The organism is Methylosinus trichosporium OB3b (assembly GCF_002752655.1).
Classification (GTDB): domain Bacteria; phylum Pseudomonadota; class Alphaproteobacteria; order Rhizobiales; family Beijerinckiaceae; genus Methylosinus; species Methylosinus trichosporium.
Genome location: NZ_CP023737.1, coordinates 169218 through 183106, shown reverse-complemented (window position 1 = coordinate 183106; position 13889 = coordinate 169218). Strand labels below are relative to the sequence as shown.

Here is a 13889-nt window from a genome sequence, read left to right as displayed (position 1 = left end):
CGCCCTGCGGGAGAAGGAGCGCGCGTCAAGAGTCTCGATTTTCTTTAGACGCTGACGACGCCTCTCAAAACAAGGCGTTCCCTTCTCCCGCTCGCGGGAGAAGATGGCCCGGCGCAGCCGGGTCGGATGAGGGCCCGAGCCGACAGAGCGATTCTGCTACAGTTCCAGCGGCCCGAGATCGCCCACCGTCTCGCAGCCCTCGTCCACCCCGCGCGAACGGCCGGTGACGACGACACCCCGCTCTCCGCGCTCGATCGAATAGAGATTATAGGCCGCGGCCCGGTAATGCGCGCCCGGCTTGGCCGAGGCGGAGGCGGTTCCGACCACCGGCGTCGAGCCGTCGCGGCCGGGCAGGCGATGCACGCTGATCGCGTGATTATGTCCGTGCAGCACCAGCTCGGCGCCATGGCGGGCGATCGTCGCCTCGAAGGCGCCGGCGTCGTCGAGCCCGCGCAACGGCTTGGCGCCGCCCTGATGCGGCGGATGATGCAGCAGCACCACCCGCGCGAGCCCCTCCTCCCGAGTCTGCTCGAGCAGCGCGCCGAGCCGCCCGAGCTGCGCCGAGCCGAGGCGGCCCGAGGCGACGAAGGGCGCGGTCGGAACGGCCGAATCGAGCCCGATGAGCGCAATCCCGCCGCGACGGCGCAGATAGGGAAAGCCCGCACCCGCCTCCGAGCTGGTCCAGGGCGCGAATGTTTCGGCGACGCGCGCGACCGCGGCGCGCACATAGGCGTCGTGATTGCCGGGGGTGAAGCTCACCTGCTCCGGCCCGCCGAGCGTCATGAGCCAGTCGCGCGCCGCCTCGATCTCGGCGTCGAGGCCGATGTTGACGATATCGCCCGTCATCACGACATGGTCGGGCTGCTGCGCCGCTATATCCGCGACGATGCGCGCCAGCACGTCCATATCGTGGAACTGCGCGCGCTTGCTCAGCCAGTTGGCGTAGCCGGTCATGCGCTTGCCGGCCAATTCGCGCAGGCTCGGCTGCGGGATCGGGCCGATGTGAGCGTCCGAGAGATGAGCGAGGACGAAGGCCATGGGCGTTTCCTCAGGCGCCGCCGATCAGCACCCCGGCGGCGAGCACGATGGCGCCTCCGAGCACGATCTGAAACACCGCCTGCAAGAACGGCGTGTCCATATAGCGGGCGCGAATGAAGGCGATCGCCCACAGCTCGACGAACACCACGGCGGCGGCGATGCTGGTGGCGATCTTGAAATGGTCGGGGATCGTGTCCGGCACGAGATAGGGCAGCGTATGGCCGAGGCCGCCGAGCGCGGTCATCAGCCCGCTGACGCCGCCGCGCAGAAGCGGCGAGCCGCGCCCGGTGAGCGAGCCGTCGTCCGACAGCGCCTCGGCGAAGCCCATGCTGACGCCGGCGCCGATCGAGGCGGCGAGGCCGACCAGAAAGGTCTCCCAATTGTTCTGCGTCGCGAAAGCGGCGGCGAACAGAGGCGCGAGCGTCGAGACCGAGCCGTCCATCAGCCCGGCGAGCCCCGGCTGCACATATTGCAGGATGAAGAAGCGGCGATAGGCGACATCCTCGTCGCTGCGCGCGCCAGGCGTCAGAATGGTGGCGCCGAGGCGCACGGCGAGCGATTCATGGCCTTGCTCGGCCGCGGCGAGATCGCCGAGCAGCTTGCGCACGCCGACGTCGCTCGCCCGCTCGGCCGCCTTCTGGTAGAAATGCGCGCTCTCATATTCCATCACTTCCGCTTCCTTGCGGACAGTGTCGAGCGGCAGATTGCGCGTGAGCCAGATCGGCCGGCGGCGCAGAAAGCCCTTCACATCCTCGCGACGGATCGGCGGAAGATTGGGGCCGAAACGCTTCTGATAGAGGGCGAGCAGCGCATGGCGGTGCCCCGCCTCCTGCTCGGCCATCTCCTCGAACACCTTGGCCGAGGCCGGATAGCGATCGGCGAGATCCTCGGCGAAGCTCAGATAGATGCGGCCGTCCTCCTCCTCCGAGGCGATCGCCACGGCGAGAATCTCGCGCTCGGTGAGTTCGGAGAGAGATTTCAACCGTTAAGGCTCCTTGCGGGCGACGGCGGATCGGGTCTAGGCAGGCTCCGGCGTCGCGTCGTTCGGAACTTGTAGAATGAGCGGCGCCGAAAGACCAGAAGAGACAGCCCACTGCGAGGGACGATGAGCGAGACGCGCAAGGCCCCGGAAGCCGGCATGATGAGCCGGCTGACGACCCGGCTCATCACTTATGGCGCGCTGGCGGCGCGGCCGTTGACGCTCGGCGTGCGCGGGCTCGTCGTCGACCCCGAAAACCGCGTGCTGCTGGTGCGCCACACCTATGTCTCCGGCTACTACTTGCCGGGCGGCGGCGTCGAGGCCGGCGAGACGCTGGAGCAGGCGCTGGCGCGCGAATTGTCCGAGGAAGGCAATATCGAGATCGAGGGGCCGGCCGAGCTGCGCGGCGTCTATCTCAACCGGCGCGTGTCGCGGCGCGACCATGTGGCGCTGTTCATCGTGCGCGCCTTTCGCCAGAGCGGCCCGCGCGCGCCCGACCATGAGATCGCCGAGGCGGGCTTCTTCGCCCTCGATGCGCTGCCCGAAGGGGCGACGCGCGCGACACGCGACAGGCTCGCCGAATGTCTCGGCGGAGGTTCCGTCTCGCCCTATTGGTGAGCGCAGAGCCGCGCCAGATCGCGCCAGCCATAGGCGAGCTGCGGCGCGCCGCGCCAATGGGTCTCGCGGCCGAAGCGGCGACCGCCCAGCGCTTCATAGAAGCGGCGCGCCGGCAGATTGCCGCCGAGCACGGTGAGGCTCGCCCATTTCAGCCCCGCCTCGCGCATCTCCAACGCCATCGCCCGCATCAGCGCGCGCCCGAGGCCGCGGCGTTGGGCGGTCCGCAGCAGGTAGATCGCCGAGATTTCCGCCCCGCGGCCGAGACGCCCACCGAGAGCGAGCTCATGCGCGCGCCAGGCTGCGAAGCCGGCGGCGGCGCCGGCGTCGGAAGCGAGCAGCACATGCGTCCGCTCCGCCGCGAAAGCGCCGCGCCAATGGTCGAGACGTTCCTCCAGCGTCATCTCCGCCATCGTCTCCTCGGGAACGAGCCCGGCATAGGTCTCGCGCCAGCAGGCGAGGTTGAGCGCGGCGACGGTCTCGGCGTCCGTGGGCCCGGCGGCGCGGATCACCATGGCTTCGCCGGCGGCGGATCGATCAGCAGGCTGAGATTGCGCCAGCCATAGGCGACCTCCGGCACGCCATGCCAGAGGCCCTCGACGGCGATCTTGCGGCCGCCGAGCTTCTCATAGAAGCGCCGCGCCGAAAAATTATGGCGCAGCACCCAGAGGCTCCCCCATTCGATCCCGCGGGCGCGCAAATCCTCGGCCATGAGCCGCATCAGCCTGCGCCCGAGACCGCTCCGATGCGCTTCCTTCAACAGATAGATCGCCTGAAACTGGCCGGCGTAGCCACGCTCGGCGAGAATCGCGCTCTGCTGCGCGCCGCTGGCGCAAAAGCCGAGCGGCGCGCCATCCTCTTCTCGGAGCGCGAGGAACACGCTCGTCGCCGCCGGCGCCTCGGCGAGCGTCTCCCGCCATTGCGCGCAGCGCGCCTCGAGCGTGTAGGGGGCGAGAACCTCGGGCGGCGCCAGAGCTGCGTACGCTTCCGCCCAGGTCGCCACATGCAGAGCGGCGATGGTCTCGGCGTCGGCGCAGGTCGCGGGTCTGATCGTGAATTCGTTCATTTCCGCGGATCAGCAAGAGAGGGGCCAGCCGCGCTCTTTCCGGAGCGCCACGGCGCATGTTATGCGCGCATCGTCATGATCGATCTCGTCATCCGCTTCTCGCCGCAGACGCCGGCCGACGCGCCCGCCATCGAAAAGCTCGAGGAGCGGGCCTTCGGGCCGGGACGCTATGCGCGCACCGCCTATCGTCTGCGCGAGGGCTCCCCGCCCGATCTCGCTCTCTCCTTCGTCGCCCATGTCGGCACGCTGCTGGTCGGCGCCAATCGCATGACCGAGATTTTGATCGACAGCGCCCCTGCCCTGCTGCTCGGGCCGCTGACGGTCGAGCCGGCCTTCCGCTCGCAAGGGCTCGGCGAGGCGCTGGTGAAGAAATCGCTCGATGCGGCGCGGGAGGCCGGGCATGGGCTCGTACTGCTCGTCGGCGATCTCGATTATTACGCCCGCCTCGGCTTCGCCCGCGTGCCGCGCGGCCAGATCATGATGCCCGGCCCCGTCGATCCCGAGCGCCTGCTCTGCTGCGAATTGCGCGCTGGCGCGCTCGCGACGGCGAGCGGCCGGATGCGCCGGCTGTGACCGCCGCCGATCGGCGCCCGCCCGGATGACGCGGCGCCCCCTCCTCGCCCGCTATGAGGCTCTGGTCGCCGGCGGCGCGCTCGAGCGCGATCCGGCCCAGCTCGAAGCGCTCGCCCGGCTCGAAGCGCTGGCGCTGCGGCTGTCGGAGCCGAAGCCGGCAGGCGTCGGCGCGCGGCTGCGCGCTCTGCTGCCCGGCGGCTCGCGCGAGGCGCCGCGCGGCCTCTATATTCACGGGCTCGTCGGCCGCGGCAAGACGACGCTGATGGACCTCTTCTTCGATGCGGTCGCCGTCGAGCGCAAGCGCCGCGTCCATTTCCACGCTTTCATGGCGGAGGTTCACGCCCGCCTGCTGCGCGCGCGCCGCGCCAGCGACAGCGATCCGCTGACGCGCGTCGCCCGCGACATCGCGCAGGAGGCGCGCGTCCTGTGCTTCGACGAATTCGCCGTGACCGACATCGCCGACGCGACCATTCTCTCGCGGCTCTTCACCGCGCTGCTGACGCAGGGCGTCATCATGGTGGCGACCTCGAATGTCGAGCCGCGCCGTCTCTATGAAGGCGGACGCAATCGCGATCTGTTCCTGCCCTTCATCGCGCTGATCGAAGCCCGGCTCGACATCTTGCGGCTCGATGCGCGCGCCGACTTCCGGCTGGAGAAGCCGGCGCTGGCGGAGGTCTATTTCACCCCGGCGGACGATTCCGCGCGCGCGACGATCGATGCGTTGTTCGCAGAGCTCTCCGGCGGCGCGCGCGGCGCGCCGATGCGGCTGCGCGTCGGCGCCCGCGACCTCGACATTCCTGTCGCGGCGAATGGCGTCGCCCGCTTCGATTTCTCCGACCTCTGCGCGCGCCCGCTCGGCGCCGCGGATTATTTCACGCTCGCCGAATCCTTCGACACGATCATCGTCGAGAATGCGCCGGCGATGACGCTCGAGCGGCGCAACGAGGCGAAGCGCTTCATCACGCTCGTCGACATTCTCTACGAGAAGAAGACGCGGCTCATCGTCTCGGCCGAAACCGACGCGGCGGCGCTCTACGCCGCGCCGACAGGGCACGAAGCGCAGGAATTCGCCCGCACCGCCTCGCGCCTCGTCGAGATGCGCTCGGCCGCCTATCTCGAAGAGCGCGCGCCGCAGACGTCGATCAGCCCGGTTTAGTCCAATTGCGTCATCGAAAGAGGGCGCCCGTCATCGCGAGGAACGAAGCGACGAAGCAACAGAGCCGCCCCACGGCTGAAGGATTGCTTCGCTCCGAGGCCCATAATTTGCTCGGCGACCGGTAGCGGTTCGGCTCGCGCCGCTCGGCGGCGATTGCGCCGGCGCGGCGAAATGCCTACACGGGACCGCATGCTCTCGATCGACGATCTCACCTACCGGCTCGGCGACCGGATCTTGTTCGACCAAGCCGGCGTCTTCCTGCCGCCCCGCTCGCGCGCGGGCTTCGTCGGCCGCAACGGCGCCGGCAAGACCACGTTGTTCCGACTCATCAGCGGCGACATCGCGCCCGAGAGCGGAAAAATCTCGCTGCCGGCGCGGATCAAGCTCGGGCGAGTCGAGCAGGAGGCGCCCGGCGGTCCGACTGCGCTCGTCGATTTCGTCCTCGCAGCGGATGTGGAGCGGGCCGAGCTCATCGCCCGCGAGGCGGTCGCGACCGATCCGCACGAGATCGCCGAGATCCATACGCGGCTCGTCGATATCGAGGCCCATGCGGCGCCGGCGCGGGCGGGCGCGATCCTCGCCGGCCTCGGCTTCGACGCCGAGGCGCAGCAGCGCCCGCTCTCGGAATTCTCGGGCGGCTGGCGCATGCGCGTCGCCCTCGCGGCGGTGTTGTTCTCACGGCCGGAGCTGTTGCTCCTCGACGAGCCGACCAATTATCTCGACCTCGAGGGCACGCTCTGGCTCGTCGACTATCTCGCGCGCTATCCGGCGAGCGTCGTCGTCATCAGCCACGATCGCGATCTGCTCGACGACGTGGCCACGCATATTCTGCATCTCGAGCGCGGCAAGCTCACGCTCTACAAGGGCAATTACAGCTCGTTCGAGAAGCAGCGGCTGGAGGCGCAGGCGCTCGCCGCCAAGGCTGGCAAGAAGCAGGAGGAGCGCCGCCGCGAGCTGCAGGCCTTCGTCGACCGCTTCCGCGCCAAGGCCACCAAGGCGCGGCAGGCGCAGTCGCGGCTCAAGATGCTCTCCAGGCTGGAGCCGGTCACGGCCGTCGTCGACGACGAGGTTCTGCCGATCCATCTGCCCTCGCCCGAAAAGCCGCTATCGCCGCCGATCATCGCGCTCGACAAGGTCTCGGTCGGCTATGGCGAACGCATCGTGCTGTCGCGACTCTCGCTCAGCCTCTCCAATGACGACCGCATCGGCCTGCTCGGATCCAACGGCAATGGCAAATCCACTTTCGCCAAGCTGCTCGCCGGCCGGCTCGAGGCCAAGGGCGGCCAGATGGTGCGCGCGCCCAAGCTCGAAGCCGGCTTCTTCGCCCAGCATCAGATCGACGATCTGAACGACAACGACACGCCCTATTCCGTCTTCGCCGCCTTGATGCCGGACGCGCCCGAGGCGCGGATTCGCGCGCGAGCGGCGCGGACCGGCTTTTCCGGCGCACGCGCCGACACCAAGGTCGCGCATCTCTCCGGCGGCGAGAAGGCCCGGCTGCTGCTCGGCGTCGCCTCCTTCCACGGGCCGCATCTGCTCATTCTCGACGAGCCGACCAACCATCTCGACATCGACAGCAGAGCCGCGCTGATCGAGGCGATCAACATGCATGAGGGGGCGATCGTGCTGGTCTCGCACGACCGCTATCTGCTGCAGGCCTGCGCCGATCGTCTGTGGCTCGTCGACGGGGGAACGGTGCGCGCCTTCGACGGCGACATGGACGATTATGCGCGCATGGTGCTCGGCCGCGCCGGCGCCGACGCCCGCAAGGAGCGCGAGACGCAGGAGGAGGCGCCGGAGAAGCGCGCGAAAACGCCGCGCAAGGACGCGGGCCAGGCGCGCCGCAAGCTCGCCGCCGCCGAGGAGCGCATGCAGAAGCTAGGCGAGCTATTGGCGCGCGTCGACGCCGCCCTCGCCGATCCGCAGGCCTATTCACGCAATCCGCAAGAGACGAGCCGGCTCTCGCAGCAGCGCGCCGAGCTCGCCGACGCTCTGGCCGGCGCCGAGGAGCAATGGCTGAAGCTCGCCGACGAGGCGTAGAGCGCGTCAGGCTGACGCGCGCGGCGCCGCCAGAAGATCGGCGTATTCGGGATGACGGATGATATATTCGGCGACGAAGGAGCATTCGGGAACGACCTTCAGGCCGCGCGCCCGCGCCCATTCCAGCGCGCCGCGGACGAGCTGCGAAGCGGCTCCCCGACCGCGCAGCGGTTCCGGCGTGTAGGTGTGGACGAAGACGATCGCGTCCTGCGTCAGCCGATAATAGGCGACGGCGGTGCCTTCGTCGAAATCGAGCTCGAAGCGATCGAGCTCGACATTGTCGTGAATGGCGCCATGCGCCTTGCCGCTCGGGTGGTCCAGACGGACGATCGAATTCATCGCGCAGCTCCTGGAATTGCCCCCGCATCCCATTGCCGAGCCTATGACAAGCAAGTCACAGGCCAGACGATTCGAGGGGAATGATGCGCCTTGCAGCGCGGATATAAGCCTCGATCCGTCGATTTTCCGTCAATGGCGCGCGATTTTGCGGCCGAGCTGTCGCTATTTCGCGATTCTGCGTCGGAAGAGCGAGCCTGAAGGCTCGCGGTCCAGGGGCGCTCTTTCAGCCCTACGGCCCGAGCCGCTCGATCGCGAGCCGGGAATAATGCGCCGCGCCGCTGATCTGCAGCTCTGTCGCGACGCGCGCCGGCAGCTCCAGCACCAGAGTCTGCGCGCCGCAGCCTTCGGCCGGCACGACGAAGCGTGTGGCGAAAGGCCGCGGCGGCTGCGCGCCGGCGAGCAGAAAAGTCGTCGCCAGCTCGGCCCAAGACCCTCGAAAACAGGCGAGACGCCAGCGCAGTCCTCGCTCCGTCCGCAGATCCTCGGCGGAAGCGACGCCGGAGAAAGCATAGTCGCCCGCGGGCAGGGTCAGAAAATGCCGGACATGAGCGAAGGAGACGCGCGTATCGTAGAACTCGACGTCGAGCGTCCCACCCCCCTCCGCCGACGTCACTCGGGCCTCCGCTCCACGAACCGGCATGAGTTCCCAATCGAAGGGCAGATTGGTCGGCGGCCGGCGGAAACGGCCATTGTAGAGCAGGCCGAGATCGGCGAGCGTCTCCGGCGTCAGCATGTTCAGCCAGGCGAGATAGGCCTGATCGATCGCGCCGTCGCTCAGCAGCCGCAGCAGCAGCACGCGCGTCTCCTCGAGCGTCGGCGGAGCCGGGCTGGCGCGCAGACGATCATGAAGCCGCGCCAGGGCGTCGCTGTCCGCGAGATGGCCGTTTATCTCGACGAGCAGCGCCCCTCTCCAGGGCGGCGCGCGCGCCAGAAGCTCGGCGAAGCCCTGCTCGGCCTGCGGGCCGAGCGCCAGCAGCGCGGCGACCGGCGCGCCCATGCGCGGAGCGAGAAAGGGCCGCGCCCGCAGCAGAATATCGAGCTCGGCGAGTGCCGAGGCGGCGTCGCGCGCCGGCAAAGCGAGATCGAAGAGCGCCGCATGGGCGGCGAGGTCGATGGGCAAATGCGCGCCGGCGACATGGAACATGCGCGCCGCACGAGCTGCGTCGCCGCCCCGCGCCGTCGCCGTCGCGAGCAGCGTGAGCGCGCCCGGCGCCAGCGGATCGCGCGCCAGCAGAGCCGCCGCCACGGCCGCCGCCGCCGCAGGCTCCTCGGCCATCCGCCGTTCGGCGAGGCGCAGCGCCGCGACTGGCTGAAGCCCGTCGAACGCGATCGCCGTCTCCGGCTCGCTCGTCGCGAGCGCATCCGCCGCGCCGAGACGGAAAATCTCGAAGGCCAGGGCGAAGGCCGCCATCAGCGCCGCCGCGAGGCGGGCGAGCCGGCGTGGCGCTCGCCTCATTGGAAGCCGCCGGACGCGTCGTCCTCCGAGGGCGGCGCGAATGAGAGGTCGACGCCGAGATCGAAGTCGAGACAAACGAGCAGCGTGGCGACGGTCAGCAGCACGAGCAGCGCTGCGCCGAAGAATCGCGCGGCGACTCCGCGCCGCACGGGCGGCGCCGGGACGGAGGCGACCGTCGCGGCGTTCTCCGAGGCCGGAAAGGGCCATGGCCCGCTCGCGCCGAGCCGCCAGGCGTCCAGCACCCGGCCGGCGAGCTCCGCCTGCTGCGGATCCTGCGCATCGGGATCGCGCGCGTGATCGGGATGCAGCCAGATCATCAGCCAGCGCATATGGAGGCGCATCTCCTCGCGCCCCGCGCCGACGCCGACGCCGAGCATTCGATGCGGATCGGCGCCCTCGAAGAAGAGCGCATGGCGCAGATAGAAGGTCGCGGCCGCCTTCACCGCCTCCGGCTCGCTGCCGGTGAGCGCCACGGCCTGCCGCAGCGTCTCCTCGCAGCCGGCGGCGACTTTGATCAGCTCGAGAACGCCCTGCGGAAGCGGCTGGCGGCTGACGCGCTGCGCGAAGCCGGGCGTGGACGCGAGGCCGAGCGCGCCGAACAGCGCGCCATGGGCGTTCGCGTCAAACCTCGGACGACGACGACGGCGGCGGAAGAGGCGTCGATGGCCGTTTGCCATAGCTGTAATAATCCGGGCCGCCATAGCCATATCCATAGCCATAGCCATATCCGTAACCATAGCCGTATCCATAGCCATAGGAATGTCCGGCCTTGGTCGCGTCGAACTTGTTGAGCAGCACGCCGAGCACATTGGTGCGCGCGAAAGCGAGGCGGCGCACGGCCGCCTGCACCGTGCGGCGGCGCGTGCGGCTCGAGTCGATGACGAGTAGCGCGCCCTGCACGAGACTGCCGAGCAATGGCGCATCGGCGAGGCCGACCACCGGCGGGCTGTCGATGATGATGAGATCGAAGCTCGTCGACGACTGCTCCAGCAGCGCGATAAAGGCGGGACCCGCGAGCAGCTCGGCCGGATTGGACGGCAGCGGCCCCGAGGCGATGAAGGTGACGCCCTGCAGCGCGTCCTCGCGCATCGCTTCGGAGGGGAGGCAGCGACCGTCCAGAATGTCGGAGAGCCCGCGGTCATTGTCGACGCCGAGCGCCTTGTGCAGCGACGCCTTGCGCAGGTCGGCGTCGATCAGCAGCACGCGCATGCCGAGCTGCGCGCAATTGGCCGCGAGGCACATGCTGGTGAACGACTTGCCTTCATTGGGTTGCGAGCTCACGACGGCCAGCACCCTCGGCAGGCCGGCGGCGGTCGAGAACTGCAGCGTCGTGCGCAGCGAGCGGAACGCCTCGGCGATGGCCGAATGCGGCTCGTCGACGACCTGACGCGCGATCGACTTGTCGTCGAGACGGTTCTTCATCATCGGAATGACGCCGAGCACCGCAAGTCCGAGCGTGTTCTCGACCTGCTCGGGCACGATGAAGGTGTCGTCGAAGAATTCGAGGAAGCCGATCGCCGCCGCGGAGCACAGCAGGCCGAGCGCGAGGCCGAGACCGAGATTGAGCATGAGGCTCGGACTCGACGGACTGATCGGCGCCTCGGCTCGATCGATGATCTGCACATTGTTGGTGGCGACGCCGCCGCTGACGCCGACCTCCTTATATTGCTGCAGCAGCCCGTCGTACAGTGAACGGTTGGTGTCCACCTCGCGCTGCAGAATATTATATTGGATGCTGCGATTGCGCAGATCGAGCACCTCGTCCTTCAGCTGCTCGATCTTCTTTTGAAACGAGGCCTCCTGCTCGCGCGCCGCCTCGAACTGGCTCTTGATCGAATGCTTGACGAGCTCGGCCTGCGACTTGATCTGCCGGTCGTATTCGGCGATCTGCGCGCGCAGCTGCACCATCTCTGGATATTCGGGCTTCACCAGCCGCAGCTTGTCCTGATAATCGGCCATCAGCTGCGCGCGCTTCTCGCGCGCCATCTGGATCAGACGGTCGTCGAGCAGCTGCTGCAGGCCGTTCGAATGGCTCGACTGCGCTTGGCTCCAGAGCTCCTGCTTGCGAATGCGCTCGGCGGTGACGGCGGAGAGAGAGTCGTTGAGCGACCTCAGATTGGCGCCGGCGACGGACAGCTTCTCGTCGACATTGACGATGCCTTCCTTCTGCGCGTAAGCGACCACCATGCGCTCGGATTCTTCGAGCTTCAGCTTCAATTGCGCCAGCTTCTCCTCCAGGAAAGAACGCGCATAGGCGGAGGCGTTGAAGCGGCGGTCGAGCGTCATCGCCACGAAATTATCGGCAAGCCCGTCGGCGATGCGCTGCGCCAGCGCCGGAGTGGCGGCGTTGAAGAGAACCTTCACGATGCGCGAGCCGGGCACGGGCTGGATCTGCGCGCCGGCGCGCACTGCGGCGGACGCCTGCGCCCTCCGCCGCTCGGCGTCGCCGCGCTCCTTCTCGGCCGCGGAGCCTTCGCCGAAAATTCGCACGATCAACGTCTTCTTCGGCCGCAGGAATTCCGCGTCGTCGGCGAGCGCCAGCGCCGAGACCACGCGCTCGGCGAGCGCGCGGCTCTTCAGCAGCTCGTATTGCGTCGTGTAGAATTGCGGATCATGGCCATGATCCATCGTCAGATCCTGCGTGCGCAGCACCTTGGCCGCCTCGCGATCGATCTGGATCGTGGTCACCGCCGTGTAGACGCGCGGCGACAAATAGGTGACGACGAGGCCGCCGAGGCCGAACAACACGCAAATGACGCCGACCAGCGCGCGATGCTTCACCAACAGGCCGAAGATCTTCAGGACGAAATGAAATCCCTCGTTGTCCTGAATGCTCTTGGGAGCCTCGAACGACGCCGGCGGAGCCTGCGACGGCGCGGCCGGCGGACGGAACGCCGCGGTGGGCGCCGGCGTCATCGCCGACCCATCGTCCTTGGGAGCGCCGACCAGACTCATCTCGATCCACTTCTCCTCGTTCGCCTGCGCGATAACTCTACGGAACGGCTCGGACGCCGAGGCCGATCGCCGCGGGCACGGTGTTCTTGAGCACCTGCAGCCCGGTGCGCGAGGCGGATTCGTCGACGACGACCGTGTCTCCGCCGAACACCTGCGGATCGGCGGCGCGCCCCTCCCGGATCGCGTCGACATCGATGCGGGCGCTCACCTGCCGTCCGTCCGATATGCGCGTCAGCGTGATCGTCGAGTCGCCGACATCGCTGATGCCCTGAGCGAGCGCCAGCGCCTGAATCAAGGAGGTGCGGCCTTTCAGCGTATAGACGCCGGGCACGCGAACCGCGCCGTCGACAGTGACGCGCGCGCCGACCGATTCTTTCACGAGAACCGAAACTTGCGGCGACTGAATATATTTGGCTCCGAGCCGGCGCGCGAGCTCCGCCTCGAGATCCGCCACCGTGCGGCCGGCGGCGACGACTGTTCCGACGAGCGGCAGCGACACGCGCCCTGCTCCATCCACCTGCACGATGCGGCTGAGATTTGGGAACTGGTAGACGGTGATCTCCAGCGTATCCTGCGGAGCGATGCGATATTCATTCTCGACGAAGGCGGCGCCGGCCTTGACGCTGTCCGCCACAGGCAGGCTCGCGCCGGCGCGATCGGAACCCATTCCGCCGCCATAGCAGCCGGCGGTCGCCAGAGCGGCCATCGCCGTTGCGAGCCCGCGAAGCCCCTGTCCCGTCACGACCCGCCACATCCGCCAAACTCCCGCCGGCGCGCACCGCAACGGCGACTCTCTCGCTTCGCCACGCTCATTTGGGGCGGCCTTCGCTGTCTCCCTCATTCGCCTCAGCGCCTCGCCGCGGCGAATGAGGGAGTGTGTGGACGCGGAGGGTTAAGCGCGCGCGCAGAGATCATCGGCGCGGCGGCATTCGCAGCGTCGCGGTTCTCGAGAATGGCGAGTGGCCGCCAATAGACGAGATTGGCGGCCTCCACCTCGCCGAGAAGGCCGGCCGCCGCCTCGAAGCCCGCGCGCAGGCGGGGAGGCCGGCGCCGGCTGTCATGCGCATCGGTCGCGAGAATATGCCCGAGACCGTCGCGGAGCATGCGCTCCGCCCAAAATCTCGGTCCGGCGCCGAACTCGCCGAGCAGCGCGCCCGCGGTGATCTGCATCCATACGCCGAGGTCGAACAGGCGCCGCATCACGTCATAGCGTCGGGACAGCCAGGAGAGTCGCTCGGGATGGGTGAGCACGGGAACATAGCCGGAAGACAGCAGCCCCGCGAAGAACTCTTCGAGCATCGGAGGCATGAAATGGTGCGGAGGCTCCACCAGCACATAACGCGTGTCGTTCAGCGACGGGATCGCGCCGCAGCGCAGGCGGGCGACGAAATCGGGGGCGATATGCGCATCCGCGCCGACGACGAGCGCGATCGGAATTTCGGCCGTATCCAGCGCGCTCTGCAGCTCGTCGACGCGCGCGCGGATCGTCGCGCCGTCATTATCGTAGACGCCGGGGGTGATGTGCGGCGTGCAGGCGATGACGCCGACGCCGTCGGCCGCCGCCATTCGGGCCATTGCGAGAGACTCGTCGAGAGTAACGGCGCCGTCGTCGAGACCGGGAAGAAGATGACAGTGCAAATCGATCAAATCACGTCCTCGCGCCCGACCACTC

At 68.5% G+C, this 13889-nt stretch carries 14 protein-coding genes; 4 read left to right on the top strand and 10 right to left on the bottom strand.

Annotated elements, in window-relative coordinates; all coding sequences use genetic code 11:
* Positions 1-156: 156 nt before the first annotated feature.
* Complete coding sequence (locus CQW49_RS00885; RefSeq protein ID WP_003610931.1) at positions 157-1038, bottom strand: metallophosphoesterase family protein; 882 nt, start codon at positions 1036-1038, stop codon at positions 157-159.
* A 10-nt stretch (positions 1039-1048) separates the two neighbouring features.
* Positions 1049-2020: an iron exporter MbfA gene (mbfA, locus tag CQW49_RS00880; protein WP_003610932.1), complete on the bottom strand. Its 972-nt coding sequence runs from the start codon at positions 2018-2020 to the stop codon at positions 1049-1051.
* 123 nt (positions 2021-2143) lie between these two features.
* On the opposite strand from mbfA, the gene CQW49_RS00875 reads away from it, so the two are divergent.
* The gene (locus tag CQW49_RS00875; RefSeq protein ID WP_003610933.1) at positions 2144-2635 is read left to right on the top strand and encodes an NUDIX domain-containing protein; all 492 of its coding nucleotides are present in this window, start codon (positions 2144-2146) and stop codon (positions 2633-2635) included.
* Here CQW49_RS00875 and CQW49_RS00870 read toward each other — a convergent pair.
* Together CQW49_RS00870 and CQW49_RS00865 are read right to left on the bottom strand one after the other, a co-directional pair.
* Entirely contained in the window at positions 2626-3147 is a 522-nt protein-coding gene (locus tag CQW49_RS00870; RefSeq protein ID WP_003610934.1) for a GNAT family N-acetyltransferase, read from the bottom strand. The two genes, CQW49_RS00875 and CQW49_RS00870, sit on opposite strands and share 10 nt — an antisense overlap.
* A complete protein-coding gene (locus CQW49_RS00865) occupies positions 3141-3698 on the bottom strand; it encodes a GNAT family N-acetyltransferase (protein ID WP_003610935.1) in 558 nt (185 codons plus the stop codon). The genes CQW49_RS00870 and CQW49_RS00865 overlap by 7 nt, the downstream gene beginning before the upstream one ends.
* 75 nt (positions 3699-3773) lie before the next feature.
* On the opposite strand from CQW49_RS00865, the gene CQW49_RS00860 reads away from it, so the two are divergent.
* The 3 genes from CQW49_RS00860 (at position 3774) to CQW49_RS00850 (ending at position 7467) form a co-directional block, all read left to right on the top strand.
* Complete coding sequence (locus CQW49_RS00860; protein WP_003610936.1) at positions 3774-4271, top strand: GNAT family N-acetyltransferase; 498 nt, start codon at positions 3774-3776, stop codon at positions 4269-4271.
* Between the two features lie 25 nt (positions 4272-4296).
* Positions 4297-5427 carry a cell division protein ZapE gene (gene zapE / locus CQW49_RS00855; RefSeq protein ID WP_003610938.1) on the top strand — a complete coding sequence of 377 codons (1131 nt, stop codon included), beginning with the start codon at positions 4297-4299 and terminating at the stop codon, positions 5425-5427.
* Between the two features lie 189 nt (positions 5428-5616).
* Positions 5617-7467 carry an ABC-F family ATP-binding cassette domain-containing protein gene (locus CQW49_RS00850; RefSeq protein ID WP_003610939.1) on the top strand — a complete coding sequence of 617 codons (1851 nt, stop codon included), beginning with the start codon at positions 5617-5619 and terminating at the stop codon, positions 7465-7467.
* A 6-nt stretch (positions 7468-7473) separates the two neighbouring features.
* On the opposite strand, the gene CQW49_RS00845 is transcribed toward CQW49_RS00850, so the two are convergent.
* The 6 genes from CQW49_RS00845 to CQW49_RS00820 form a co-directional block, all read right to left on the bottom strand.
* The gene (locus CQW49_RS00845) at positions 7474-7806 is read right to left on the bottom strand and encodes a GNAT family N-acetyltransferase (RefSeq protein ID WP_003610941.1); all 333 of its coding nucleotides are present in this window, start codon (positions 7804-7806) and stop codon (positions 7474-7476) included.
* A gap of 229 nt (positions 7807-8035) precedes the next feature.
* Positions 8036-9262, bottom strand: a complete 1227-nt coding sequence (locus CQW49_RS00840) for a hypothetical protein (RefSeq protein WP_024749393.1) — start codon at positions 9260-9262, stop codon at positions 8036-8038.
* The gene (locus tag CQW49_RS00835) at positions 9259-9939 is read right to left on the bottom strand and encodes a hypothetical protein (RefSeq protein WP_003614915.1); all 681 of its coding nucleotides are present in this window, start codon (positions 9937-9939) and stop codon (positions 9259-9261) included. Before CQW49_RS00835 ends, CQW49_RS00840 begins: the two co-directional genes overlap by 4 nt.
* Positions 9884-12217: a GumC family protein gene (locus CQW49_RS00830; RefSeq protein WP_003614916.1), complete on the bottom strand. Its 2334-nt coding sequence runs from the start codon at positions 12215-12217 to the stop codon at positions 9884-9886. Before CQW49_RS00830 ends, CQW49_RS00835 begins: the two co-directional genes overlap by 56 nt.
* A 37-nt stretch (positions 12218-12254) precedes the next feature.
* Complete coding sequence (locus CQW49_RS00825; RefSeq protein ID WP_003614917.1) at positions 12255-12971, bottom strand: polysaccharide biosynthesis/export family protein; 717 nt, start codon at positions 12969-12971, stop codon at positions 12255-12257.
* Positions 12972-13063: 92 nt separating this feature from the next.
* Positions 13064-13864, bottom strand: a complete 801-nt coding sequence (locus CQW49_RS00820) for a tyrosine-protein phosphatase (RefSeq protein ID WP_003614918.1) — start codon at positions 13862-13864, stop codon at positions 13064-13066.
* Positions 13865-13889: the final 25 nt, after the last annotated feature.